This is a genomic window from Pseudoalteromonas sp. SS15, from assembly GCF_049257195.1.
Lineage (GTDB): Bacteria > Pseudomonadota > Gammaproteobacteria > Enterobacterales > Alteromonadaceae > Pseudoalteromonas.
Genome location: NZ_JBMMUD010000001.1, coordinates 150,688 through 175,742, shown reverse-complemented (window position 1 = coordinate 175,742; position 25,055 = coordinate 150,688). Strand labels below are relative to the sequence as shown.

Below are 25,055 nucleotides of genomic sequence, written 5' to 3'. Positions count from 1 at the left end.
TTTTAATTCCATAAAAAAGGGCCTATAAAGGCCCTTACTATTCATTTTATGTTTTAAAGATGCTCTTTAAACAACTTATAAATACGACGGTATTCGTCTAACCAACCCGTTGGTTGTCTAAAACCATGCGGTTCTACTGGGTAAATTGCTGTTTCGAAGTTTTCTTTTTCAAGCTCAATAAAACGTTGTACAAGTCGAACTACGTCTTGGAAGAAAACATTATCATCAACCATTGGTGCGTTGATAAGTAATGGTTTCTCTAAACCTTCAGCAAAGTAAATTGGAGAACTACGGCGATACGCAATCGGGTCTACGTCTGGGTGGTTAAGAATGTTAGACGTGTATGGCGTATTATAATAAGCCCAATCAGACACAGGTCTAAGTGCTGCACCCGCTTGGAATAAATCAGGCTTTGTGAGTAGTGCCATAAATGTCATAAAGCCACCGTAAGAACCACCGTAGGTACCTACTGCGCCTGTATCAACATTTACATTTTCAGCCATCCATTTAACACCGTCTTCTAAATCTTGAATTTCAGGTGTGCCCATTTGGCGGTAAATGGCTGTACGCCAATCACGGCCGTAACCTTTAGACGCTCTATAGTCCATATCCATAACCACATAGCCTTCGCTTGCTAACAGTGAATGGAACATAAACTCACGGAAGTAACCAGACCACCCCATGTGTGAGTTTTGTAAGTAACCCGCACCATGGTTGAAAATAACAGCTTTACGTGTTTTGCCAGTCTCACCTTCTACGTAGTCAGCCGGGTAATAGACTTTTGCATAGATTGGTTGATCTGTATGACTTGAAGGCACAGCAACGATTTTTGGTGCGATTAACTTTTTATTTAAGAACTCGTCAGACACAGTATTGGTTAAGCGCGTTACTTGTGCATTTGGCTTAGCATCTGCAACGTATAATTCATTAGGCATCATGATCTTTGAGTGATTAAGCAATAGTTTTTGCTCATCTTGGCTCAATTCATAATCCGTCATACCATCTAAATCTGTCAGCGCTACTTTTTCAGCTGTTTGCGTATTCACGCGATAAACTTCGTAAATACCTGGGTGCTTAACATTCGCCTTAAAGTAAATTTGCGAATCATCTTTGCTTAGCGTTAGGTGTGATACAACAAATTGACCTTTAGTGAGTTGCTTTGCTTTGCCATTTACAGGTTTAGTATAAATATGGCTATAACCTGATTCTTCAGACAAGTAATACAAAGTATCTGAATTGTTCATCCAGCCAAAGTCATTGTACGTGTAGTTCACCCATGCATCGTCGTGTAAACGATGTTGTGATTTGAACTCGTTATTGTCAAAGTCAACGGTTGCTATCCAACGGTCTTTGTTATCCCATGCTTCAAGCATTACCGCAACTTGAGAGCCTGACGTATTCCACTGTACCGCACTTTGATCCCAACCCCAGTCCATCATCAAATTAATGTGACGTGGTTCACGTTTTGATTCGTAAGTTCTACCTTCAGCTTTTGCGTTTTCAGCTTTTTCAGCAGCTAAAACGTCTTCATCAAAACCAGGTAGTGTTTCATAACTTAAAGTTGTTTGTGCTTTAGATGCGATATCAATGAAAATCACATCTGAGCTAGATGGTTTCGAATCAGCTACGCGACGACGAGCAGGTACTGCTTCAATGTCACCGTTTTGTGAAACATAGTTAGGCATAATGTCGGTATCAGCGCGCCATGGTGTGCTCTTTGTCACAACGGCGATAAGTTTGTCACCTTCTGGAGAAAGGCTTGCTTCTACAAGGCGGTTACCTTTACCTAGATAAAATTGGTTAGACGCAATTGTGTCATTTTCAGCATTTAATTGCGCTTTGCGCTGTTCTTTATCTAGCGCATTTTTATGCGTTAGCTTTACAAAATCAATCAGCTTGTGTTGCTCTTTGGCGATGTAAGTTGATGGCTCTTGCGTACCTTTAGGTTTGTCAGCTAAATGTAATTTAACAAGCTCTTTAGTAAGACCTGAATTAATATCAACGCTGAAGAAGCTATTGCCAGTGCGATAAGCTAATTCACCAGAATTTAAAAACTGCAAAGAGCGTGCTCTATCAGAGCTCTGTGTAAGCTGTTTGATTGCGCCCGTTTTGATATTCTTAACGAATACATTGCCTTCAAACGTATAGGCTTGCACTGCCCCGTCTTTTGAATAAACCGCGTTTTTTGCACCAACTGTATGAAGTTGGTTTAATACAACTTGCGTAGGCGCTTTACCAGCTGTAACAGCAAAGGTATCGCGTAATTCATTACCCGCTTGCTTGCGGTTGAAAATCACAGTTTGGCTATCTGCAGCCCAAAATGCGCGCTCAGGTTGACGACCCAACCAATCAGGGTGTGCCATTGCTTGCTTTAATGTGATGTTCTCACCACCAAAATCTAAAGGCGTTGCAACAACAGGAGCGAAGTTTGAAGCTGGTTCAGCCTTTACAGCGTCAGTCGATGAGGTTGTTTGACAACCTGTTAAGAACAGGCTCGCTGCAACCGCAGCAGAAATTAGAGAGTGTTTGATCATAGTTATTCTTCAACTTGTTAGACTAGGTCAATTTAAGCAAATGCGACGATAGAATACGAATAATTTTAGATAAAATAACAATAATTAAGGAAGTGCGTAATTCTTAGACTAAAAACATTGGAATTATGAACATAAAAAAGGCCAGCATAGGATGCTGGCCAAATACTCTCTGCGCTCACATAGTCGTTGATGAACAACGATTATGAAATGAGGCCTATCCGCGCCTCATTACCTAAGACTAGTCCATTTTTGAAAAGTTCCAAGAAAATTGCATTAATTTATCACTCCATCGATGATGAGTAACAATATTACTGAACTGACGATGCCCCAAAGTAAGGTGGCCATTGCTAGTGGGCGCCATCCTGTTTCTTTTAACATAGCCAGCGACACGCTTGAGCCGACTAAAAATAAACAGGCATAAAGTACATGTTTTGCTCCTGCATAACCAAACTGCCAAAAAGTCGAATATTCAGGAAGGTACGTGTTAATAAGCGCAGCGAATAAAAAGCCGACAATAAATAGTGGAATACTTGCCTTTTCTTCACTTTTCCAAAATACACCGGCCAATGCTGTATATGGAATGATCCACATTGCACGAGTGAGCTTAATCGTTGTTGCAATACCGACTGCGATCGGACCGTATGTAGATGCAGTCGCAACCACACTGCTCGTATCATGGATCGCGAGGGCTGCCCAGATCGCAAATTGTTCTTCAGTTAACTGAAAGTAATGCCCGATTGCAGGAAAAATCAACAAAGCTAAGCCATTTAATAAAAATACAATGGCAAGAGACACCGCAATCTCGTGCTGTTTAGCTTTTATCACTGGGGCCATTGCCGCAATTGCGCTGCCCCCACAAATGGCAGTACCAAAAGACAATAAAACACTGGTATTTTTATTTACTTTAAAGAGCTGCCCTAATATTTCACCAAGTCCTATTATGGCTGTGATACTTACAATGGTAAGAACAAATGAGCTTCGCCCTACTTCAAGTACATCATTAAAGTCGACATTAAATCCTAGCCCTATTACTGCTAATTTTAATAACCATTTGCTAGCTTGATTACTTAACGATAAATACGGGTTAGCAAAAATCAGTGTGAAAGCAAGACCGAGAAGAAGAGAGAATGCAGGACCAATAAACCCTGTCAGACAAAGTACAAATAACCCAATAAACGAAAACTGTTTAATAGACTGACTAGTCACCTTGCAAATGCCTTATTTAGTTTATTGAATTACAATAAATTGAGTCAAAAAAGCCGAGTTAAACTCGGCTTTTTTACTACAGTGCTTTTAACTGCTCAGCAGTTACCTGAACACCAGGATAATCTTGCTCTGGCAGTACTTTTGCCAAATCAGCAAGTTTATCGCCTAATTCAGATAGACTATTAGCTGAAACGTTAATATGGCCCATCTTACGGCCTGGTTTTGCAGATTTGCCATACCAGTGACTGGTTGTGTCAGCAACAGCCAATACCGCTTTTGGAATAGCAGCTTGCCCTAGCACGTTGATCATCGCTGTCGGGCGATTCAAAACCGTTGAACCGAGTGGTAGGCCCGTAACGGCGCGCATGTGGTTTTCGAATTGGCTAACATGACACCCCTGCTGAGTCCAATGACCCGAGTTATGTACACGTGGGGCAATTTCATTGACCAATAAAGTGCCGTCTACATCGAAAAACTCAATGGCTAATACGCCGACATACTCTAATGCATTGGCGATAGCGTTAAACGCAGACTCTGCTTGCGCTTGAATTGCATTTTTCTCTTTACCCGCGATTGAAAGCGTTAATACCCCATTGGTATGTTGGTTTTCAGTCAGTGGGTAGATTGCAGTTTCACCATTTTTCGAACGAACACCAATGATAGATACTTCGCGATCAAATGGGATCATTTTCTCTGCAATAATTTGATGAGATGCATCTTTCGCTAAAAATTCAGACATTTCAGCCCAAATTTGCTCTACCTCATCCAGAGATTTTACACGCCACTGGCCTTTTCCGTCGTAACCTGCTTGGCATGTTTTAACTACCAAAGGCATTGCCAATTCATCAATAGAGTCTAGCAAATGCTGTTTTTCAGTGATGATTTTATAAGGCGCGCAAGCTACATTTGCAGTGTCTAGCAGCGCTTTTTCTTTCGCTCTATCACCACCCGTTGCTATGGCTTCTGTGCCCGGGTAAAACTTACCACTTTCATCACATAACTTTAGAATATCTAAAGGAATGTGCTCAAACTCAGCAGTAATAGCGTCTGCAGAATCAATGGCTTGTTGTAATGACTGATCAACTGTTAAAAAGGTAACAGGATCGATGACTTTTTCAGAGCCAACATCGTAAGCTGTAACATGAATGTCTAAGTTCTTCGATGACAAGCTCATCATTCGCGCAAGTTGCCCTGCGCCAAGGACTAAAACGTTCATATTACTCAGCAGGATTTGGGTTAGCTAAAATTGTTTCTGTTTGTTCTTTACGGAAAGCTTCAACTTTTGCAAAGATTTCTGGTTGTTGACAACCTAAAATCTGAGCTGCAAGTAAGCCTGCGTTAGCCGCACCCGCATCACCGATTGCCAACGTACCTACCGCTACGCCTTTTGGCATTTGGCAAATTGAAAGTAATGAATCAACACCGTTTAGAGTTTTTGATTTAACTGGTACACCCAGAACTGGCAAGCTTGTGAAAGCCGCAGCCATACCCGGAAGGTGTGCAGCGCCACCAGCACCAGCGATAATAATTTTTATACCACGATCAGCTGCGCTAGACGCGTAATCAGCTAGAAGTTGAGGTGTACGGTGAGCCGAAACTACTTTTGTTTCATAGTCGATGCCAAACTTGTCCAGCATGTCTGCTGCATGTTGCATAGTAGGCCAGTCTGATTTTGAGCCCATGATAATGCCAACCGTCATAATAAATCCTCAGAAGTTTTGAACGATAGAAAAACAAACTGCAGGCTCTTATTGGGGGTAAGCCTGCAGTTTCTATGTGGGTATTATACCTATCTAGTTAGGTAATACCATTGAAAAGTACCATTGTATAAAGCGGTTAGTTAGCCGCTTCTTGTTGGGCTAGGTACTCGTCATATGTCCCTTTAAAGTCGATAACTTTACCGTCTTTAATTTCCCAAATACGGGTTGCAAGTGATGATACAAACTGACGGTCATGTGACACAAACAACAAGGTACCTTCGTATTGCTCAAGTGCTAAGTTAAGTGCTTCGATTGATTCCATGTCCATGTGGTTTGTAGGTTCATCCATCAGCAAAATATTATGCTTGTGCATCATTAATTTGCCGAACAACATACGACCTTGCTCACCACCAGACAGTACTTTTACTGACTTTTTGATGTCATTTTGTGAGAACAGCATTCGACCTAAGAAACCACGAACTACTTGCTCGTCGTCACCTTCCTGTTGCCATTGCTCCATCCACTCAAATACAGTTTGGTCTTTTTCAAACTCGTCAGCATGGTCTTGGGCATAATAACCAATGTTTGAATTCTCAGACCATTTAAATTCACCTGTTTTAGGCGCTAAACGACCCGCTAAAGTGTGTAGTAACGTTGATTTACCCACACCATTTTCACCAATGATAGCGATACGCTCACCCACTTCAACTAAACCTTCTAAGCCTGAGAATAAAGTGCTGTCATAACCTTGTGATACATTGGTAATTTCAAGTGCATTTCTGAAAAGCTGCTTGCTTTGTTCAAAACGAATAAAAGGCGTTTGACGAGATGACGCTTTAACTTCATCAAGTTGAATTTTATCAATCTGTTTTGCACGAGACGTAGCTTGTTTTGCTTTTGATGCATTTGCAGAGAAGCGAGACACGAATTGTTGAAGTTCTGCAATTTGCGCTTTCTTCTTAGCATTCTCGTTTAATAGTTTTTCACGCGCTTGAGTCGCTGCAAACATATACTCATCATAATTACCTGGATAGACACGTAATTCACCGTAGTCGATGTCAGCCATGTGCGTACAAACAGAGTTCAAGAAGTGACGGTCGTGGGAAATAATTAACATGGTGCAATCACGCTGGTTAAGTACTTCTTCTAACCATTTGATTGTATAAATATCCAAGTTGTTGGTTGGCTCGTCGAGTAACATGATATCAGGATCAGCAAATAGCACCTGTGCAAGAAGAACACGTAACTTGAAACCCGGTGCAACTTCTGACATTAAGCCATAGTGTTGCTCAGTACCAATACCAACGCCTAAAAGCAACTCACCGGCTTTTGCTTCAGCCGAGTAACCATCCATTTCTGCAAATTGCGTTTCAAGATCTGCCACTTTCATGCCGTCTTCTTCACTCATTTCTGGTAAAGAATAGATACGGTCACGCTCAGCTTTAATTTCCCACAGCTCTTTATGACCCATAATAACCGTATCAATGACTGTGTATTGCTCGTAGGCAAACTGATCCTGATTAAGTTTCGCTAAACGAATATTTGGAGCTACACTCACGTTACCCGTAGAAGGCTCAAGTTCTGAACCTAATATCTTCATGAATGTCGATTTACCACATCCATTGGCACCGATGAGACCGTAGCGATTTCCATCACCAAATTTAACAGAAATGTTTTCAAAAAGTGGTTTTGCACCAAATTGCATGGTGACATTAGATACGTTTAAAATAACGAGCTCCAAATAGCATATAAAATAAAACTAGCCGTATTTTAAACTAAAGGTTTTTTGAGAGCCACCAGAGAGTGGCTAAGAATAGAAACTAATGCACGAACACGTTAAAAATATAATTCCAATCTTTTTGATACTTTTGTAACTTTTCAATGATGCTTGGTGTGATTTCGGTGCCAGCAGTTAAAATCACCGCACCTTGTTTGTTCAACAAATCCTGTGTTAGGTGCATACCTGTTTCTAAACAACTTACTCCGACACACACATCAATATCATGATTTTCAAATACTTTGCCGCTAGACAGTAATTCAAAATAAATCTCTAGAATGTGAGGGTCATAAAACTCATTTGCCAAGGTCTTCATGGTTTGCATTGCCTGATCTTGCTGCATCTTCTCACCTGTAATACGACCGATTAATAACTTGTCGTAATCATTTACTATGGTGAGAATACGACTGATCGTCGGTATGTTGTCTGCGATTAAATGCTCCGGTAGCCCGGTGCCGTTATAGTGCTCATATTGATGCAAGATACCTTTGCCTATTACCTGCAGGTTAGGCAGCTTTTGAAGAATCTCAGCACCTTTGATGGCATTTTGCTGCTTTGCTATGAGTTGATCTTTCGTCAATTCATTTTCAGTACACTTAACAAGCTCATCAGGTAATGACACTTTGCCAATTTCATGCATTAGACCAGCTAAATAGGCTTGAGTAATAAGCGGCTTTTCTAAACCTAGATGCTTAGCAACGAGCCGACAATGAGAAGCTACACGTTTTATATGGCCGTCATCACTGCCTGTGGTGTCTTCAATGATTAGGTTGATCATCTCAATGACGTCATGAAAAAGTTTGCGCTGCTTTTGATTGACGTTTTTTAGTTTGTCAGTAAGTTGAGAAAGTGATGAAGTTCGAGCCTGAACTTTACTTTCTAGTTCATCGTTGTAACTTTGTAATTGTTGATTTTTCTCTTCCAGCTCATTTTGCAAACGAATAACAGACTGCTTCAATTGATACTGATCACAAGCTTGCATCACTATTTCTTTTAAGTCGTCGTTGCGCCAAGGCTTACTTACATAGTTTGAGATCTTGCCTTCATTAATTGCTAAAGCAGTTGAGTCAATGTCGGAATAGCCCGTTAAAAGAATACGCGCTGTATTTGGATTGATGATAAAAGCCTGAGCTAGCAGCTCTGCTCCGCTCATTAATGGCATTTTCATGTCTGATATAATGACCGCAAATTCACGCTGTTTTAAAATTTCTACAGCTTCCAGTGGTTTATCACACACAGTCACTTCAAACTCCTTTCTAAACAGGCGTTTTAAAGCGTTGAGTACTTGTGTCTCATCATCCACAATTAAAATTGGCAACTTATCAGACATTTAATAAAACCTTATGTTTCTACAAATGATTTTAAAACATTGCGTTAAGTAAAAAGTGACACTATTTTAAAAATATATCAACCTCATAACGCGAAATGCGGAGATTTATATGAAAGGCAGTGTTTTCAACGCGCTACAAGAGTTTGTAGAAAATAATCATGGCTTAGAAGCATGGGACACCATGTTAAATACACTCGACCTTCCCTCTCAAGGGATCTACACATCTTCAATTAAATACGATGATAGCGAAATGTTCAGCATCGTTACTTATTATTGCGAAGCATTAAACGTACCAGCTTCTGATTTACTTAGAACTTTTGGTGAGTTTTTATTTGTGAAGCTTATGCCTATGGCACCCAATGAAGCAAAACAAGCCCCCTCTCTGCACGCGTTTCTTTATATGGTTGATAACTTAATTCATGTCGAGGTAAAAAAATTTTACGCAGATTCAAACTTACCTGAATTTGATTATGCAGACCAAAATGATCAACATCTGACGATGATTTATCGCTCAGAACGAAAACTATGTCATTTGTCAGAGGGCCTGATTTTAGGGGCTGCTAAACACTTCGGTGAAGAAGTCTCTATTTCTCAATCGAAATGTTGTCATGAAGGTGATGATGCTTGCCATATAGAAGTAAGGTTTCTATGAGTGAAGAAGCACAAAACAAAGTAGACATACTCGAACGCGCACTGAAACGAGAGCGGGCAGCAAGAAAGCTCGCCGAAATGCAGCTTGAAAACTATACTCGAGAGCTATTAGAACAAGAAGTTTTAAATGATGAAACGCGTATGGAAGTCGAAAACCAACAAACTCAACTGTCTTTTTTGACGGGTCTTTTAGCTGAAACCTGGAGCAAGCCCACACTAAAAAAGATTGTTGAAAACTATCTCGAGCGAACCTGTGCGTTTTTATCTAAACCAGATAATTTATTCATTGAACTTGATAATCAATGTAATTACAGCCAATTTCAATACTATACTCAATCATCTACCGAATCTGACATAAATGAGCACTTGCAACTGTTAAAGTCTTTTCTTGCTCAACTTGATAGAGAAAAAGTATTCGATTTATTGCAACAAGAACAAGAAACACAACTCATCGATACCAAAGACATAAGTAACGAGTCACAAGACTTTTATCAATTTTGTGTCATGGTCCCTTTATACACACTCACACTCGAAGATAAAAAAACGGTTGGAGTTGCAGTTTTACTCTACCAAGATCAACAAGATATCAATATCACCAAGCTACAAACCCTTGAGTCATCAAGAAGCATGCTTTCTATCGCCATAGAAAGAAAGAGAGCTGAAGAAGAGCTCCAACAACAGCTTATAAACCTTGAAGAAACAAACAAAGTTTTAGAACAAACACAGTTACAACTGGTTGGGCAAGAAAAGCTCGCTTCATTAGGCTACTTGGCTGCAGGTGTTGCCCATGAAATTAATAACCCAGTAGGCTTTGTATTAAGTAACCTCGATACCATGGCTGACTATATTCAAGATATAAAATCAGCATTGCAACCACTTGCTGACGAGCCTTCGAGTAGCTCGCTGTCAACTTTAAATAAAAACTATGAAGAATATGAGTTGCCATTTTTATTTGAAGACAGTGACGAAATTTTAAAATCTTCAGTGGAGGGCCTAGAGCGAGTCAAAGCCATTGTGGCTGATTTGAGTACTTTCTCTCGGATGGACAACGATGAATTAGAGCCTATCGATGTAACCAAAGTTATAAACAAATCTCTTAATATGGTAAGTAATGAATTCAAATATAAGCACCATATCGAAACTGACTTGTTAGAAAGCGCCACAATTTTAGGAATAGAAAGTAAATTACAACAAGTCTTTATAAACCTGTTTGTTAACGCAAAACAGGCCATGGCCGAGGGTGGCACTTTGTTCGTACGTTGCTATAGAGAGCGTACAAAAATCATGGTGCGTGTAAAAGATGAAGGTAAAGGCATTCCTCAAGAAAACATAAAAGAAATATTCACGCCGTTTTTTACTACTAAGGCGCCCGGTGAAGGCACTGGTTTAGGTTTATCTATTTCATACAGTATTTTGCAACAACATAATGCGAAAGTTGAAGTGTTAAGTGAGCCCGATAAGGGCACCGAATTTGTGATCTCATTCTTCGAATTTTTCTAATCTAAATTCAAACGAGATCTTATTATACCAATCCTCTTAATTAAGCGATCTATTTTGAGGCAAGTAAAACTTGTCGGTAACGAGGCGGGAATTTTGCTATTTAGTTGCTCTAAATAAGAAATTTCTAACGAAGTTAGCGTCAGTTTTAGTCCCTCATAATGATTGAGTATTATTGATGATTGGTATTAGATACAAACCTCAAAATAAAAGGTGATATCTATTTAGATATCACCTTTTACATTCAAATTAAACTTGCCTTAAGCCACGCACTTACAAGTTAATTGCAAAAAGATCGGTTAGTGCCTTATAAATTTTCAATTTTGCTTTGCTTTTTGCAAATGGTGCAACAGCTAATAATGGCGCATCAATACGCGCTTTCAAGCTTTCAAGGTTTGCATCAAACTCTGACATGTTAGGGTCAATCTCATTGGCAATCCAGCCCACACATTTCACCCCTTGAGCTTTGAGCGCTTGAATTGTAAGCAACGTGTGATTCAAACACCCGAGTTTCATACCAACAACTAAAATAACGGGGATTTCACGGGCCTTTACCCAATCAGACAAATATTCCGTGTCATTAATTGGTAAAGACCAGCCACCAGCACCTTCTACAAGAGTGAACTCGGCCCCAATAGATAAAATCTCTTTATAATGATGATTAAGTTCAATTTGTGTAATTACTTTGTTTGCACGTTGCGCTGCGATATGAGGCGCAATTGGCGGCTCGAAACAAATTGGATTAATTTGTTCATACTTAGCATGGACATTTGAAGACTCCATTATGTTTAAAGCGTCTTCATTGACTAATTGACCAAATGCTTCTTCAGCTCCGGCTGCAATAGGCTTAAAACCAATCGCTGAGCGTTTATGTTGGGTTAAAAACTTGAGTAATAAACAAGTAACATGGGTTTTACCGACTTCAGTATCGGTACCTGTGATAAAAAATGAATTCATTATTTAGTTAACTCCAAAATACCGACTTGGTAGCTAATAACGGCTTTACCGTCTTGTAATGGAAAAGCTGACAATAGATTTTTATAAGCCGCTTTGCCCAATAGGCCTTGCTCTTTTTGACAATCGGTCAGATGATTTGCGCCGATATTTTTCACCGACTTTATGGCGTTGATTGGTTTGTCATAGTGATCTTGAAGACAGTGCTGATTTGAGTACGCCACTTTGAATCCAACACTTTGTGCAATTTTAATCAACTGAGTTAAATTCAAAAAATCATTAATGTGTTGTTTATCATCCACTGCTTTCCATGCCTGTGCTATTTCAGACAAAGAGCCATCTAAAACCGTCGATAGTAGAACTTGAGAGCCTGCTTTACTCGCATAATAAAGTGATTTAAATAAAATTTCAGGATCGGCGCTCCACTGAATTGCAAAATTTGAAAATACTGCATCGAATACGTTGTCTGTAAAAGGCAGTTTATCCATATCGGCACAAACACGACTTACGTTATTTTCTGGATGTGTTTCAGCCAACATGCCCAAACTCAGATCCATCGCAACCAGACAGTCACTATGATGTTTAAGTTTATGCTGATGCAATAAAGGGCCAGCGCCAAGGTCTAGCATAACTTGACTGTGTTTTTTCAATCTTGAAAATAACAATTCGGCAGCTAGCTTTTGCACATGTGCATGTTGCTTGTATTGCCCTGCAGCTTTTGAAAACTGCTTCGCCGTTGACAGTTTATCGGGTGTTGCAATCATATTGATACCCTTAAGGCTGATACAAGCTTTTCGATATCATTATGAGTATGTGCTGCGGTAATTGTGATCCTAAGTCTGGCCGTATTATGTGGTACAGTAGGAGGGCGAATTGCAGTTAGCCAAATCCCCTGCTCTTTAAGCTTAGCTTGCGCATTTAATGCATTTTCAGCGCTGCCTAACACAACCGGTTGTATCGCAGTGTCTGACGGCATTACGGGAATGTTTGCATCGGCACAAAGCTGCTTGAATAACGCAATATTATTAAACAAGTGCTGTCTCTGCTCATTCGCGTCAAGGACACGTAAGAACTGTTGTTCTGCAGCTTGTACCATGAGCGGCGACATAGACGTCGAGTAAATATAGTCACGATTAAACTGAAGTAAAAAGTCGATGACTGTTTTGCTTGCTAAAACAGCCGCGCCCTGACACGCCATTGCTTTACCGAAAGTAATAACTAGAATTTCAGGCTTGCAACCTAAACCTACACTTCCTAGGCCATGTTCGCCCAATACACCAAAGCTGTGTGCATCATCTAACATCAGCCAAGCATTGTTCTGCTGTTTTAATTCCATTAACTGCTGTAGTGGCGCGCTGTCTCCATCCATCGAAAACACACCTTCGCTAATGATCAACTTATTTATAGCTTTGCTTTTTTCTAAACGCTGACGTAGGTGCCCCATGTCATTATGGTTGAAACGGATATGCTTGGCATCAGATTGCAAAGCCCCATCAATTAAGCTGGCATGGTTAAGTTTGTCTTGGAAAATGGCAGAATCAAGCGCGGATTTTGAGCCTGAGCTTTGTGAAAAAAGAGCCTTAATAACACTGCTGTTTGCGCTAAACCCCGTACTAAAAAGTAAAGCAGACCCATATCCAAAATGTTTGCACAGTAAGGTTTCAAAATCTTTATGGCACTGCTGGTATCCTGTAACAAGAGCCGAGGAGCGGCTACCTGTTAGCCCACCTTGTAACTCTAACTTAGACCCTAAACCAAGATAATCATTGCTGGCAAAGTTTAGATATTGCTTACCATCTTTTGTTGTTAAAAAGCGTGCGTCACTTGAATCAGCAATCACATGACGAGCACGCAACAAAGACTCTACTCGTCTTTGTTGCAGCGCTGCTTCTATAAATTCAAACGCCATTCATTATGCTTCGTAAAATAGCTCTGACGTTGCTTTATCAGCAATTTTTGAACTTAAAGACGCTTCGTATGCCTCATCAGAGTAGTCTTGACGCTTCTCTGGATTCATACCTAGCTTTTTAAGTAAATTCATATCTGCATCAGCTTCTGGGTTTTCAGTCGTCAGTAACTTGTCACCGTAGAAAATGGAGTTAGCGCCTGCGAAGAAACACATTGATTGCATTTGCTCATTCATTGCTGTTCTACCCGCTGATAAACGCACATAACTGTGTGGCATCATAATTCGTGCAGTGGCAATCGTACGAATAAATTCAAAATGGTCTAGATCTTCAACGTCTTCAAGTGGTGTACCTTTCACTTTTACAAGCATGTTAATTGGTACACTTTCAGGTTGTTTTGGTAAGTTAGCAAGCTGCATTAATAAACCGTAACGGTCACCTGCTTGCTCGCCCATACCAACAATACCACCAGAGCACACTTTCATGCCTGCATCACGCACATTGTCTAAGGTATCAAGTCTGTCTTGATAAGTACGTGTTGTGATAATTTGCTCATAATATTCAGGCGAGGTATCTAAGTTATGATTGTAATAATCAAGGCCCGCATCTCTAAGTGCATGTGCTTTTTCGTTATCAAGCATGCCAAGTGTCATACAAGTTTCTAAACCAAGTTCTTTTACTTCACGCACCATTTTAGCAATGTAAGGCATGTCTCTATCTTTTGGGTCAGACCATGCAGCGCCCATACAGAAACGTGTTGCGCCTTTTTCACGCGCTAATCTCGCTTGTTCAACAACCTTTTCTACTTCCATTAAACGTTCACGGTCTAAATCTGTTTTATAATGCGCTGACTGTGGACAATACTTGCAATCTTCAGGGCAAGCTCCCGTTTTAATTGAAAGTAAGGTCGAGATCTGGACTTCGTTTGGATTAAAGTTCTCACGGTGAATACTTGCCGCTTGAAATAGCAAGTCGTTAAACGGCATGTTAAATAGTGCTTTTACTTCTTCGTAAGTCCAATCGTGACGAACTGTAGCCATAATCTGATACTCTTTTTATTCTTCGCCTGTCTATTAATTAGGCGTTTGATTTGACGGTGATTGGCTTAGTCTACTGAGTGTCGTAGTATTGTCAACGTCACAGCAAAGCTAAAGGTTTACAAGTGAGCAATTATCAACCTATAGATATCAAATTCGATAAACAACATATTTGGCACCCCTATACGTCTATAGGTGATCCGCTACCTGTTTACGGTGTTACACATACTGATAAGAACAAACTTTATCTTGATGATGGCACTGAACTCATTGATGGCATGGCCTCTTGGTGGAGTGCCATACATGGTTACAATCACCCAAAAATAGTCTCTGCAATACAACAACAAGCACAAACAATGTGTCACGTTATGTTCGGTGGTATCACACATGCTCCTGCAGTAGAGCTATGTAAAAAGCTGGTTGCAATAAGCCCAGAGCCTTTACAAAAAGTGTTTTTAGCCGACAGCGGCTCTGTAAGCGTTGAAGTTGCAATAAAAATGGCATTGCAATATTGGATAAGTAAAGGTGAAACAAATAAAACAAAGCTCATGACCGCCAAAAAAGGCTATCACGGTGATACCTTTGCAGCGATGAGTGTCTGTGACCCAGTTAATTCTATGCACAGTATGTATCAAGGTTTCTTACCTGAGCATATCTTTGTCGAAGCACCAAAAGCTGGTTTTTACGATAATGAAAATGAAGCTGAACTTGCAACGTTAGAACAGGCGTTTGAACAACATAGCGATGAAGTCGCCGCTTTTATCATAGAACCCATTGTACAAAACGCTGGTGGTATGAACTTTTATCATCCGTCTTATCTTAAAAAGCTCAGAGCACTGTGTGATAAATATCATGTACTCCTCATTTTAGATGAAATTGCTACTGGCTTTGGCAGAACAGGAAAAATGTTTGCTTGTGAACACGCAAACATCAGCCCTGATATTATGTGTATTGGCAAAGGCCTGACTGGAGGCGCGATGACTCTTTCTGCGACATTGGCAACAGAAGAAGTCGCTGTCGGGATCAGTCAAGGTGAAGCTGGCGTGTTAATGCATGGACCAACGTTTATGGGAAACCCCCTAGCCTGCTCTGCAGCCAATGCTAGCTTAGAATTGCTTCAAGAAAACGATTGGCTTGCACAAATTAATCGAATCGAACAGACAATGAATACCAATCTTAAACAATGTTCAAAGCTAGATGCTGTTGATGATGTCAGAGTGCTCGGTGGGATAGGTGTCGTACAAGTCAATCGGTCTGTAGATGTCGCAAAAATTCAAAAGTATTTTATTAGAGAACATAAGGTTTGGATCAGACCATTTGGTAAACTAATTTATATAATGCCACCTTATATTAGTACAGATAGCGACATAATGGCTTTATGCTCTGCAATTTATCAAGCTATCTCCACAGAAGAATACTAAATCTAATAATCAAAAATTTAGCGTTATTTGTTCGAGCTGATATAAATAACGCTGAAACATAACCATAATTTTGTTAGACTACTGCGCTTTATGTAATTAGTAGTAGAGTAAACAAACATATGCAGCAAACCGTCCAATTGCAGCCAGCAGAAGCTTATGTACCACCAAAATTCAATGTTTATCAACATCGTCAAATAGATAAGATTGAACAACTTCATCAACTTCCTGAGCATTTACGCTTTGAGATGCGCGTTGTGGCCAATGTTTTTCCATTTCGAGTTAATAATTATGTAATCGAAGAGCTAATTGATTGGGATAAAGTACCGAATGATCCGGTATTCCAATTAACTTTCCCTCAGCGTGGCATGCTTGATGATGAGTCATATGAGCAAATGGCTGCTTTATTAAAGCGCGAGCATACACCTGAAGAAGTTTTTGAATTAGCAACACAACTTCGTCAAAAGTTGAATCCGCACCCTGCCGGTCAAATGGATAAGAATGTGCCAACTTTTGAAGGTGAGCAAGTTGAAGGTATCCAACACAAATACAAAGAAACTGTATTGTTCTTCCCTGCTCAAGGTCAATATTGCCATTCTTACTGTACTTTCTGTTTCCGTTGGGCGCAATTCGTAGGTAAAGCAACACGTTTTAACAATAACGATGAAGAGTTACTGCATAACTACCTTGCTGAACACACAGAAGTGACAGACCTATTAATGACAGGTGGCGACCCTATGGTAATGCGTACTGTTAAGTTACGTAAGTACCTAGAAGCACTAAAAGAACCCCGTTTTGATCATATCAAGACAATTCGTATTGGTACTAAGTCTTTGACATTCTGGCCATTCCGTTACGTTACTGATCCCGATGCACAAGATTTATTAGCGTTATTAAAAGAGCTTGTAGATGCTGGCAAGCATGTGTCAATTATGGCGCACGTTAACCACAAACAAGAATTACGTACTGATATTAGTCGTGAAGCGATAAAACTTATCCGTAAAACCGGCGCGCAGATCCGTACGCAGGCTCCACTGTTAAACAACTTAAACGTTGATTCTGATATGTGGGCTGAAATGTGGAAAGAACAAACGCAAATGGGCATGATCCCTTACTATATGTTCATTGAACGTGATACAGGTGCTAAACGCTACTTCGAATTACCACTTTACAAAACTTGGGAAATTTTCCGTGATGCTTACAAACAAGTTTCAGGTGTAAGTAGAACAGTACGTGGCCCTTCAATGAGTGCAGGCCCTGGTAAAGTTGAAGTATCAGGTGTTACTGAAATTGCTGGTGAAAAAGTATTTGTACTTCGCTTTATTCAAGCGCGTAATCCTGAGTGGGTTCAACGTCCGTTCTTTGCAAAATACGATGAAGAAGCCACTTGGCTTGATGGACTTGTTCCAGCTTTCGGTGAAGAAAAGTTCTTCTGGCAAGAAGAATACGAAGCAATGTAAATAAGTTAAATATGAATTGCGTAGTTAACTACGCAATTCTTTTCCACTCCTACCCGTCAATTCAATACCACTTTTCTGAAGCATAAACTATCATTTAAATAGTTAATTAGATTGGAGTTATGGTATGCCGATATCATTAACCAATGAAGAAAAGGCGATTCTTAGAAGCGTTTCAATCCCGCCTCGACCAGAAGCTTTAATAAAGTTTTCTGAAGAAACAAAAAAGCCAGAACCCAATATTTCACGGGTATCTGAAATACTGCAAGATGATGTGGGGATCTGCGCAGCAATACTTCAGGTTGTAAATTCCAGTGCTTTTCGACGTGCAAAAGAAATAGAATCAATCGACCAAGCCATTATGATCTTAGGCTTAAAGCGGTTAATTCCCTTGGTTAAAGCCGTGGCTGTTAAAGCTGCTGTTGGTACAGATCCAACTATGGCTAAATTTTGGGATGTTCAAACCGATATTGCTCATATAGCCAGTATAGTTGCGATGAAACTCGATAAACCGGCTTTGTCTAATCACGCTTATATGCTTGCGCTTTTTCACGGTGTTGGTGTAGCAATTCTGAATCAACATTTTGACGATTTTGAAGCTGTGATGGCTTATGCAGATGAAAACAATTGGGATGATGCTGCTAAATTGCAGTTTGAAAAATACCAGACAAATCATGCGACCATCGGTGCTTTACTAGCGCAGCAATGGCGCTTACCCAAAGTCATGATTAATATTATTTACTACCAACATGACACTGATGGTTTATTCCAATCAGAAGAATTGGATAAAGTCGGCTTAGATTTACTGTGTATTCTCAAACTCTCGAGACACTGTGCTTTTTTGAAAGAGAAACCAAGCGAAATAAATGGTGAATGGCAAAACATCATGGATGACGTAATAGATCATCTAGATATGGAAGAAGAACAGTTATTTAGTATTATCGAAGAAATTACAGATGAAATATGAGGGCTAAAAAGCCCTCATTACATAAATGCTATTTAAAGCCTTTAAGCATATTTTCACAAACAACTGGTGTCGGCCTGTGATTATCATCAACAGCAACAAAGGTGAAACTACCCGAAATAGCTAAGTGTTTATCATCTTTGTGCATACGCTCTAGGAAGATATTAACATCCACTTTTAAGCTGGTATTACCAACATGAGACACAGTTGCTACTAATTCTGCGAAAGTCCCAGCTGGAATAGCTTCTTTAAAATCTACTCTATCTGAAGAAATAGTAACGAGAGGCTTGCGACAAAAACGCGTTGCGGCAATAAAGGCAACTTCGTCCATCCAAGCCAATGCATCACCACCGAATAAGGTATTGTGGTGATTTGTACGCCCAGGAAAAACTGTCTTAGTTACAGACGTAACAGACTCTTTAATGCGTTGCTCAATCACTGCTTGTTTATCAATATCATTCATTTAAGTTACTACTTCGTATTTGCTAATTTATCTGTCATTAATAATGCTGGGTCAAGACGTTCATTGAACCAGTTGAAACGCCAATCTAAATGCGGGCCAGTTACACGGCCGGTCGCACCTATATCTGCAAAATGGTCACCGACTTTAACCTTATCACCCACGTTTACGTGTATTTTATTAAGGTGAATATAGGTTGATGTAATGCCATGACCGTGGTCGATGATCACCGTGCCACCGCTATAATATAGTTCAGGATCTGCCATTACGACTTTACCCGCAAGTGGGGCCCAAACTGGCGTGCCCGTTTTATTGGCAATGTCTAAACCAAAATGTGGATTTCTTGGTTTGCCATTAAAGAAGCGCTGACTGCCATAAACGCCAGAAATACGGCCTTTGGCTGGACGTAAAACGGTGTCCTTAAAATATGTAAAATCAGACTCTCCTGCTCGTGCAGCTCGCACACGTTTTGCATCATCTTTAATACGAGCAAGTACGGAGTCAGGTGGTGAAACGTACTTCTTTTCGACACCCGTAATGCGATCAATTTTATATTCACGCTTAGTGATCACAATATCTTGGGTATGCTGTTTACCTGCTTGGTCAACCCAAGTTAAAGTATGCTTTGTATCAGCATCTCGACCGAAACCGAAAACAAACTCTCCGTCTTTAGTTATTTTTAATGCTTTGCCATTAAAATACACAGAGTTAGGCTTGTTTAATTTACCAATGATCATACCGCCTTGCGTTAGACTACCTTTCAGCTCTAAAGCCATAGAACTGACACTGGCTGTCAAACCAACTAAAGCGAATAACACGGCTTTAAGCATATGCAATGGCTCCTTTGCCTACGCCCTCAAATGCTTTTACTTTCACTGCATTTTCAGGGTGCGCTTTTTTAATTTCTGTTGCTAAGTAATCAGCAATACACTCTACTGTTGTATCACAAGGTAAAATATCACAACGGGCTTTACTGATTGCTAATTCGAAATAGCCCTGTGTAGACGTATAAGAAAATGCGTAATCAGTGTCTAAGGCCTTAATATGTTTTAGTTCTGAGTTAGCGATTAAGTCTTCTTCAGATCCAAGGTAAATATCTTCCCATTTTCGTGACCATTCTTTTTGGAGACGAGGCATAGGAATGTTATCGAGACTAATCCCAATCAATGAGCGGTGGCCGTGAACAATGCGCTGACAATTACCATCATGCTTTTTTAAACCGTGGCTATAGTGGTAATAAAAGCTAGAAGTTTGTTCTGGACGAAGTTCAATATCGATGTCTTTTACGTTTTCAGGCATCTTAGGCATAATTTGTTGTTTCAAGAACGCTATCACAGATTGTTCATTCACTGTTTCAGCATCAATTAAGCAAACAGCTTGTTCAGGTGCATACATCGCAATGTGATGTTCGTCACCGAATTGTGCGTCAAGCTTGACTTGTTCGCTTTCAATACTGCATGTGCCATTTAAACCTTTTGGTATGGCAAGTTTATGGTCGATTGTGTCATCGATAATGCGTTTAATCTGTTTTTTTACCAGTGCAAAATCTAAAACCATAGACTCATCATTCAAGTCTCCATGAAGGGTTAAGTCAGCAATCCAACTTTCACCTACCGGCCCTCTTTTATTACAAAAGTATGAAAAATCAATAACAGTTAAAGCGTCTACGAATAAAATCATGTCGATCCAAAATGAACTAGTTAACAAGAATCATTATAAAGAAATGTATTCTAAAAATCGCCCAAGTTAATGCAAGTTGTCATATAAAAATGCTTAAATGTTTAAAATATTAACAATAATCAACTGTTCAGAGTTGTTTGGCGTACATCTGTAAGCTAAAGTAGCCTGAATTTTTATTTTGAAGAAAAAGTATTAATACTATGGAACCAAAGAACAGCTACACAAAAGAAGAATTGATCCTATGTGGTCGTGGTGAAATGTTTGGTGAAGGCAACTGCCGTTTACCAAGTGACAACATGCTAATGATGGATCGCATCATTGAGATCAACGATAACGGTGGTGAATTTGGCAAAGGTCAAATTATTGCTGAGTTAGACATTGACCCTAGCCTTTGGTTCTTCGATTGTCACTTCAAAGGTGACCCTGTAATGCCAGGTTGTCTTGGCCTAGACGCAATGTGGCAGATCGTTGGCTTTTTCCTTGGTTGGTCTGGTGGCCCAGGTCTTGGTCGTGCACTAGGTGTAGGCGAAGTTAAATTCACAGGTCAAATTTTACCAACAGCTAAAAAAGTAACTTACCGTGTAGATATGAAGCGTGTAATTAAGCGTAAATTATTCATGGGTCTTGCTGACGGTACTGTTGAAGTAGATGGTCGCGTTATCTATGAAGCAAAAGATCTAAAAGTAGGCCTGTTCCAGGATACGAGCGCTTTCTAATTAGACTTTTTAAAAGTTTCTGTAACAACAAAGCCCTCAATTGAGGGCTTTGTTGTATTAAATTCTCTGTAAATTAAGTTTTAAACATATTACGGTCATCAATGGCTTCTCGCCACCCGCCTAACCATTCTGATCTAGATTCTAATTGTTGATATGGACAAAGTTCTTTTGAGCGTCCTGCTAAACCTGCTTTGTATCCTTGGGAATGTGCTCTTTCTAATCGATCACGCTTTTGTCTCTTCATAGGTAAATCCTCACCTTTTGTTTATTAACACTGCAAAACATTGCAACATTTAATGAATAGTTAATAAAAACGTAAAATTCAAATGTTATTAGCCTTTACGCTCAAATTAAAATGATGCATGTTTTATAAAGTCTAATTTTGTAAATACGAGAACACGAAGACTGTTAAAGAAATGACTTTAACGCTTCATAAAAGCAGGATTGGCCAACCCTTAGAACCTAATAAAACATATTCTTCATATAGCTGCAATATAATTTACATAATTAAAATTAACCCAGCCCAAAATAGAATAAATTAACCACAGAAGACGCGATATTTAAAATTTAAAATCAAAAAAATTACATTTTAGGATTATAATTCTAAAAAAAGTGAAAATTCACATTGTCATTTCAAAGTAATTATTTGCTTAAATAAAGTGCCTATTTTTTAGTATCTTACAGACACAAAAAAGGCCGCAACAAAGCGACCTTGATCATATAAACAGTTATTAAATGAAGTCTTATTTAATGACTTCTAAACCGCCCATGTATTGACGTAATACTTCTGGTACCACGATTGAACCATCAGCTTGTTGGTAGTTTTCTAAAATTGCTACTAATGTACGCCCAACAGCTAGACCAGAACCATTTAATGTATGAAGTAGTTCAGGCTTCTTCTCACCTTGACGACGGAAACGTGCTTGCATACGACGAGCTTGGAAATCCCACATGTTTGAGCAAGATGAAATTTCACGGTACGTGTCTTGCGCCGGTAACCATACTTCTAGATCGTATGTTTTTGTTGCACCAAAGCCCATATCACCAGTACATAACACGACTTTTCTGTACGGTAGCTCTAATGCTTGTAAAATATACTCAGCGTGACCAGTTAGCTCTTCAAGCGCTGCCATTGAGTCTTCTGGTTTTACAAGTTGAACAAGTTCTACTTTATCAAACTGGTGTTGACGAATTAAACCACGTGTATCACGGCCGTAACTACCCGCTTCACTTCTGAAACAAGGCGTGTGCGCTGTCATTTTGATTGGAAGTTCTTTTTCATCAAAGATTTCATCACGTGCACAGTTTGTAAGCGGAACTTCAGCCGTTGGAATTAAGCTGAAACCTTCTTGCTCTTCACCATCGTCGTTGATTAAACCTTTAGTGTGGAATAAATCACCTGCGAACTTAGGTAACTGACCTGTACCTAGCAAGCTGTCTTTGTTTACAAGGTAAGGCACGTACATTTCTGTGTAGCCATGCTTATCAGCGTGTGTATCAAGCATAAACTGAACTAGTGCACGGTGCATACGCGCAACACCACCACGCATTACAGTGAAGCGAGAGCCAGTTAGTTTAACACCCGTTTCAAAGTCTAAGCCTTTATCAAGCGCTTCACCTAAATCTACGTGATCTTTAACTTCAAAATCGTACTGTTTAGGTTCACCCCATTTGATGATTTCAACGTTTTCACTTTCATCACTGCCTGCAGGTACATCTTCAGCCGGTAAGTTAGGTAAAGTTAAAGCGATATTATTTAGCTTAGCTAAAATTTCGTCTTGTTCATTCTTAGCCGCTGTAAGTTGGTCGCCTAGGTTAGCAACAGCGTCTAGTAGTGGCTGAATATCTTCGCCTTTTGCTTTTGCTTGACCAATTGCTTTGGAGCGGCTGTTTCTTTCGCTTTGTAATTCTTGTGTTTTTGTTTGAAGCGCTTTGCGTTGCTCTTCTAAAGCATTAATCGCATCAACATCAAGCTCAAAGCCACGTTTAGCTAGTCGAGCTGCTGCTTCAGCAATATCCTGACGTAAATATTTTGAATCTAACATTTTGCTTTTAACCTTTTTGCATGACTAAGTTAAGGCCTAACCAAGCCATAAAAATACATAACACCACATTTAAGGTGATATTGAGAATCATCTTCACAATTTGCCCTTGTTGAAGTAGCAACAAAGAGTCCATCGAGAATGTAGAGAAAGTTGTTAATGCACCTAAGAAACCAATCACAATAAGTGACTTATAAGGGCTTACCGCGAGTACTTGTTTTTCAAGTAAGCCAAATACAACTCCCAATAATAATGAACCGATTATATTAACGGTCAAAGTGCCAAATGGGAATCCCCTACCCAGCAGTTTGAGCATTGTATCACTAATAAAAAACCTTAAACACGCACCAAGTGCGCCTCCAAGTGCAATTGAGAGGTACATTTTAATCATTTGAATATCTTTTGTTCACACTCATATGATTTAATGACTTTAAATATTCAAGCTTATCTTTTATCTGCTTTTCTAAGCCACGTTCTGAGGGCACATAATATTGCCTGTCTTTGATTTCTTCAGGAAAGTAATTTTCACCTGCGGCAAATGCTCCTTCTTCATTATGGGCATAACGATATTCATCGCCATAACCTAGCTCTTTCATGAGCTTTGTTGGTGCGTTGCGTAAATGAACGGGCACTTGGTAATCTGGGTCGGTCGAAGCATCTTGCTTTGCTTGGTTAAACGCCATATAAACCGAATTACTCTTCGCAGCACTGGCAAGATAAATTGTTGCCTGGGCAATAGCTCTCTCGCCTTCACTGGGTCCTACACGTTGAAAAATATCCCACGCATTTAATGCCACTTGCATCGCTCTTGGATCTGCATTACCAATATCTTCGGTGGCAATGGCTAAAAGCCTTCTAGCGACATAAAGCGGGTCACCACCACCTGCTAGAATTCTACAGTACCAATAAAGTGCCGCATCTGGATCGCTCCCCCTAACTGATTTATGAAAAGCAGAGATCAGGTCGTAAAATAAGTCGCCGCCTTTATCATATTTTGCAAAATGAGAAGGTAATAGCTGGGTAAGCACATCAGAAGTAATAACCACTTCGCCATGTTGATCAGATAGTTCAACAGCTTGCTCAAATAGATTCAAAGCTTTACGGGCATCACCACTACTGACTTGTGCAATTTGCATAAGTTGTGCATCTGAGACCGTGATTTTCAGCTTCGAGAGTGTCTCATCTTTGGAGATAGCGCGTTTTAATACCTGGAAAAGCTCTTCATCGGTTAAAGCTTTTAAAGTGTAAACACGTGCCCGCGATAGAATCGCGTTATTCAGAGCAAAACTTGGGTTTTCAGTGGTAGCACCAATGAATATAAAAGTGCCATCTTCAATGTAAGGTAAAAAAGCATCTTGCTGAGACTTATTAAATCGATGAACTTCATCAACGAACAATAAAGTTCTTTGTCCCATACTGAGGTTTTGTTTAGCTTCTAACACGGCTTCACGAATTTCTTTTACACCTGAAGTCACAGCAGATAAGTGCTGTATGCGCGCATTGGCATGGTTAGCTATTATTTCAGCAATGGTGGTTTTGCCGACGCCAGGCGGACCCCAAACGATTAGACTATGTGCTTTACCAGACAGTATGGCTTTATATAAGGGTTTATCTGCGGCTAATATATGTGATTGGCCTATGTAGTCTTCTAACTGTGTTGGCCGCATTCTTGCTGCCAATGGCTTTACGTCGTTGCCAAAATCAAATCCTAAATTACTCACAAAA

23 protein-coding genes are annotated in these 25,055 nt (G+C 39.8%); 6 read left to right on the top strand and 17 right to left on the bottom strand.

Annotated features, from left to right (window positions below; all coding sequences use genetic code 11):
• Window positions 1–53: 53 nt before the first annotated feature.
• The 6 genes from AAEU28_RS00770 to AAEU28_RS00745 all read right to left on the bottom strand — a co-directional run bounded on the left by AAEU28_RS00770 (window position 54) and on the right by AAEU28_RS00745 (window position 8,547).
• Complete coding sequence (locus AAEU28_RS00770) at window positions 54–2,534, bottom strand: prolyl oligopeptidase family serine peptidase (RefSeq protein ID WP_421962533.1); 2,481 nt, start codon at window positions 2,532–2,534, stop codon at window positions 54–56.
• Window positions 2,535–2,807: 273 nt separating this feature from the next.
• On the bottom strand, window positions 2,808–3,740 hold the full coding sequence (locus tag AAEU28_RS00765) for a YeiH family protein (protein WP_421962532.1): 933 nt from the start codon (window positions 3,738–3,740) through the stop codon (window positions 2,808–2,810).
• Window positions 3,741–3,816: 76 nt separating this feature from the next.
• Window positions 3,817–4,956 (bottom strand): 5-(carboxyamino)imidazole ribonucleotide synthase, encoded by a 1,140-nt coding sequence (locus AAEU28_RS00760; protein WP_421962531.1) that lies wholly within the window; start codon window positions 4,954–4,956, stop codon window positions 3,817–3,819.
• Window position 4,957: 1 nt separating this feature from the next.
• Window positions 4,958–5,440, bottom strand: a complete 483-nt coding sequence (purE, locus tag AAEU28_RS00755) for a 5-(carboxyamino)imidazole ribonucleotide mutase (protein ID WP_130254288.1) — start codon at window positions 5,438–5,440, stop codon at window positions 4,958–4,960.
• A 136-nt stretch (window positions 5,441–5,576) separates the two neighbouring features.
• Window positions 5,577–7,181: an ABC-F family ATPase gene (locus AAEU28_RS00750; protein ID WP_421962530.1), complete on the bottom strand. Its 1,605-nt coding sequence runs from the start codon at window positions 7,179–7,181 to the stop codon at window positions 5,577–5,579.
• Between the two features lie 79 nt (window positions 7,182–7,260).
• Window positions 7,261–8,547 carry an HD domain-containing phosphohydrolase gene (locus AAEU28_RS00745; protein ID WP_421962529.1) on the bottom strand — a complete coding sequence of 429 codons (1,287 nt, stop codon included), beginning with the start codon at window positions 8,545–8,547 and terminating at the stop codon, window positions 7,261–7,263.
• A 109-nt stretch (window positions 8,548–8,656) separates the two neighbouring features.
• On the opposite strand from AAEU28_RS00745, the gene AAEU28_RS00740 reads away from it, so the two are divergent.
• Together AAEU28_RS00740 and AAEU28_RS00735 are read left to right on the top strand one after the other, a co-directional pair.
• Window positions 8,657–9,199: a heme NO-binding domain-containing protein gene (locus AAEU28_RS00740; protein WP_421962528.1), complete on the top strand. Its 543-nt coding sequence runs from the start codon at window positions 8,657–8,659 to the stop codon at window positions 9,197–9,199.
• Window positions 9,196–10,698, top strand: a complete 1,503-nt coding sequence (locus AAEU28_RS00735; RefSeq protein WP_421962527.1) for a sensor histidine kinase — start codon at window positions 9,196–9,198, stop codon at window positions 10,696–10,698. The genes AAEU28_RS00740 and AAEU28_RS00735 overlap by 4 nt, the downstream gene beginning before the upstream one ends.
• A gap of 270 nt (window positions 10,699–10,968) precedes the next feature.
• Here the strand turns inward: AAEU28_RS00735 and bioD are convergent, their stop codons facing one another.
• The 4 genes from bioD to bioB are packed head-to-tail and all read right to left on the bottom strand — an operon-like array spanning window position 10,969 to window position 14,596.
• Window positions 10,969–11,652 carry a dethiobiotin synthase gene (gene bioD / locus AAEU28_RS00730; RefSeq protein ID WP_421962526.1) on the bottom strand — a complete coding sequence of 228 codons (684 nt, stop codon included), beginning with the start codon at window positions 11,650–11,652 and terminating at the stop codon, window positions 10,969–10,971.
• Window positions 11,652–12,413: a methyltransferase domain-containing protein gene (locus tag AAEU28_RS00725; RefSeq protein ID WP_421962525.1), complete on the bottom strand. Its 762-nt coding sequence runs from the start codon at window positions 12,411–12,413 to the stop codon at window positions 11,652–11,654. Before AAEU28_RS00725 ends, bioD begins: the two co-directional genes overlap by 1 nt.
• On the bottom strand, window positions 12,410–13,558 hold the full coding sequence (locus AAEU28_RS00720; protein ID WP_421962524.1) for an aminotransferase class I/II-fold pyridoxal phosphate-dependent enzyme: 1,149 nt from the start codon (window positions 13,556–13,558) through the stop codon (window positions 12,410–12,412). The genes AAEU28_RS00725 and AAEU28_RS00720 overlap by 4 nt, the downstream gene beginning before the upstream one ends.
• 3 nt (window positions 13,559–13,561) lie before the next feature.
• Window positions 13,562–14,596 (bottom strand): biotin synthase BioB, encoded by a 1,035-nt coding sequence (gene bioB / locus AAEU28_RS00715; protein ID WP_404389433.1) that lies wholly within the window; start codon window positions 14,594–14,596, stop codon window positions 13,562–13,564.
• 122 nt (window positions 14,597–14,718) lie between these two features.
• On the opposite strand from bioB, the gene bioA reads away from it, so the two are divergent.
• The 3 genes from bioA (at window position 14,719) to AAEU28_RS00700 (ending at window position 18,435) form a co-directional block, all read left to right on the top strand.
• Window positions 14,719–16,014: an adenosylmethionine--8-amino-7-oxononanoate transaminase gene (gene bioA, locus AAEU28_RS00710; RefSeq protein ID WP_421962523.1), complete on the top strand. Its 1,296-nt coding sequence runs from the start codon at window positions 14,719–14,721 to the stop codon at window positions 16,012–16,014.
• A gap of 119 nt (window positions 16,015–16,133) precedes the next feature.
• Window positions 16,134–17,471 carry a KamA family radical SAM protein gene (locus tag AAEU28_RS00705; protein ID WP_421962522.1) on the top strand — a complete coding sequence of 446 codons (1,338 nt, stop codon included), beginning with the start codon at window positions 16,134–16,136 and terminating at the stop codon, window positions 17,469–17,471.
• A gap of 124 nt (window positions 17,472–17,595) precedes the next feature.
• Complete coding sequence (locus AAEU28_RS00700) at window positions 17,596–18,435, top strand: HDOD domain-containing protein (protein ID WP_421962521.1); 840 nt, start codon at window positions 17,596–17,598, stop codon at window positions 18,433–18,435.
• Window positions 18,436–18,463: 28 nt separating this feature from the next.
• Here AAEU28_RS00700 and AAEU28_RS00695 read toward each other — a convergent pair whose 3' ends face one another.
• From AAEU28_RS00695 to AAEU28_RS00685, 3 genes are read right to left on the bottom strand one after another with little or no spacing between them, the layout of a single operon-like run.
• Entirely contained in the window at window positions 18,464–18,895 is a 432-nt protein-coding gene (locus AAEU28_RS00695; RefSeq protein WP_404389441.1) for an acyl-CoA thioesterase, read from the bottom strand.
• An 8-nt stretch (window positions 18,896–18,903) separates the two neighbouring features.
• Window positions 18,904–19,722 (bottom strand): M23 family metallopeptidase, encoded by an 819-nt coding sequence (locus AAEU28_RS00690; protein ID WP_421962520.1) that lies wholly within the window; start codon window positions 19,720–19,722, stop codon window positions 18,904–18,906.
• Complete coding sequence (locus AAEU28_RS00685; protein ID WP_421962519.1) at window positions 19,715–20,572, bottom strand: 6-carboxytetrahydropterin synthase; 858 nt, start codon at window positions 20,570–20,572, stop codon at window positions 19,715–19,717. Before AAEU28_RS00685 ends, AAEU28_RS00690 begins: the two co-directional genes overlap by 8 nt.
• A gap of 200 nt (window positions 20,573–20,772) precedes the next feature.
• Here AAEU28_RS00685 and fabA point away from each other — a divergent pair, with 200 nt between their 5' ends.
• On the top strand, window positions 20,773–21,288 hold the full coding sequence (gene fabA / locus AAEU28_RS00680) for a 3-hydroxyacyl-[acyl-carrier-protein] dehydratase FabA (protein ID WP_349287286.1): 516 nt from the start codon (window positions 20,773–20,775) through the stop codon (window positions 21,286–21,288).
• 73 nt (window positions 21,289–21,361) lie between these two features.
• Here fabA and rmf read toward each other — a convergent pair whose 3' ends face one another.
• The 4 genes from rmf to AAEU28_RS00660 form a co-directional block, all read right to left on the bottom strand.
• Window positions 21,362–21,532: a ribosome modulation factor gene (gene rmf, locus AAEU28_RS00675; RefSeq protein ID WP_058029745.1), complete on the bottom strand. Its 171-nt coding sequence runs from the start codon at window positions 21,530–21,532 to the stop codon at window positions 21,362–21,364.
• 499 nt (window positions 21,533–22,031) lie between these two features.
• Complete coding sequence (gene serS, locus AAEU28_RS00670) at window positions 22,032–23,333, bottom strand: serine--tRNA ligase (protein WP_421962518.1); 1,302 nt, start codon at window positions 23,331–23,333, stop codon at window positions 22,032–22,034.
• Between the two features lie 7 nt (window positions 23,334–23,340).
• Window positions 23,341–23,721 carry a fluoride efflux transporter CrcB gene (gene crcB / locus AAEU28_RS00665; RefSeq protein ID WP_058029743.1) on the bottom strand — a complete coding sequence of 127 codons (381 nt, stop codon included), beginning with the start codon at window positions 23,719–23,721 and terminating at the stop codon, window positions 23,341–23,343.
• Window positions 23,714–25,051: a replication-associated recombination protein A gene (locus AAEU28_RS00660; RefSeq protein ID WP_421962517.1), complete on the bottom strand. Its 1,338-nt coding sequence runs from the start codon at window positions 25,049–25,051 to the stop codon at window positions 23,714–23,716. The genes crcB and AAEU28_RS00660 overlap by 8 nt, the downstream gene beginning before the upstream one ends.
• Window positions 25,052–25,055: the final 4 nt, after the last annotated feature.

What these genes read in the sequence shown, in the direction of transcription:
- AAEU28_RS00770 (WP_421962533.1), bottom strand. Translation starts at nt 2,534, where the DNA reads ATGATCAAACACTCTCTAATTTCTGCTGCGGTTGCAGCGAGCCTGTTC.
- AAEU28_RS00760 (WP_421962531.1), bottom strand. Translation starts at nt 4,956, where the DNA reads ATGAACGTTTTAGTCCTTGGCGCAGGGCAACTTGCGCGAATGATGAGC.
- purE (WP_130254288.1), bottom strand. Translation starts at nt 5,440, where the DNA reads ATGACGGTTGGCATTATCATGGGCTCAAAATCAGACTGGCCTACTATG.
- AAEU28_RS00745 (WP_421962529.1), bottom strand. Translation starts at nt 8,547, where the DNA reads ATGTCTGATAAGTTGCCAATTTTAATTGTGGATGATGAGACACAAGTA.
- AAEU28_RS00740 (WP_421962528.1), top strand. Translation starts at nt 8,657, where the DNA reads ATGAAAGGCAGTGTTTTCAACGCGCTACAAGAGTTTGTAGAAAATAAT.
- AAEU28_RS00735 (WP_421962527.1), top strand. Translation starts at nt 9,196, where the DNA reads ATGAGTGAAGAAGCACAAAACAAAGTAGACATACTCGAACGCGCACTG.
- bioD (WP_421962526.1), bottom strand. Translation starts at nt 11,652, where the DNA reads ATGAATTCATTTTTTATCACAGGTACCGATACTGAAGTCGGTAAAACC.
- AAEU28_RS00725 (WP_421962525.1), bottom strand. Translation starts at nt 12,413, where the DNA reads ATGATTGCAACACCCGATAAACTGTCAACGGCGAAGCAGTTTTCAAAA.
- AAEU28_RS00720 (WP_421962524.1), bottom strand. Translation starts at nt 13,558, where the DNA reads ATGGCGTTTGAATTTATAGAAGCAGCGCTGCAACAAAGACGAGTAGAG.
- bioB (WP_404389433.1), bottom strand. Translation starts at nt 14,596, where the DNA reads ATGGCTACAGTTCGTCACGATTGGACTTACGAAGAAGTAAAAGCACTA.
- AAEU28_RS00705 (WP_421962522.1), top strand. Translation starts at nt 16,134, where the DNA reads ATGCAGCAAACCGTCCAATTGCAGCCAGCAGAAGCTTATGTACCACCA.
- AAEU28_RS00700 (WP_421962521.1), top strand. Translation starts at nt 17,596, where the DNA reads ATGCCGATATCATTAACCAATGAAGAAAAGGCGATTCTTAGAAGCGTT.
- AAEU28_RS00695 (WP_404389441.1), bottom strand. Translation starts at nt 18,895, where the DNA reads ATGAATGATATTGATAAACAAGCAGTGATTGAGCAACGCATTAAAGAG.
- AAEU28_RS00690 (WP_421962520.1), bottom strand. Translation starts at nt 19,722, where the DNA reads ATGCTTAAAGCCGTGTTATTCGCTTTAGTTGGTTTGACAGCCAGTGTC.
- AAEU28_RS00685 (WP_421962519.1), bottom strand. Translation starts at nt 20,572, where the DNA reads ATGATTTTATTCGTAGACGCTTTAACTGTTATTGATTTTTCATACTTT.
- fabA (WP_349287286.1), top strand. Translation starts at nt 20,773, where the DNA reads ATGGAACCAAAGAACAGCTACACAAAAGAAGAATTGATCCTATGTGGT.
- rmf (WP_058029745.1), bottom strand. Translation starts at nt 21,532, where the DNA reads ATGAAGAGACAAAAGCGTGATCGATTAGAAAGAGCACATTCCCAAGGA.
- serS (WP_421962518.1), bottom strand. Translation starts at nt 23,333, where the DNA reads ATGTTAGATTCAAAATATTTACGTCAGGATATTGCTGAAGCAGCAGCT.
- crcB (WP_058029743.1), bottom strand. Translation starts at nt 23,721, where the DNA reads ATGATTAAAATGTACCTCTCAATTGCACTTGGAGGCGCACTTGGTGCG.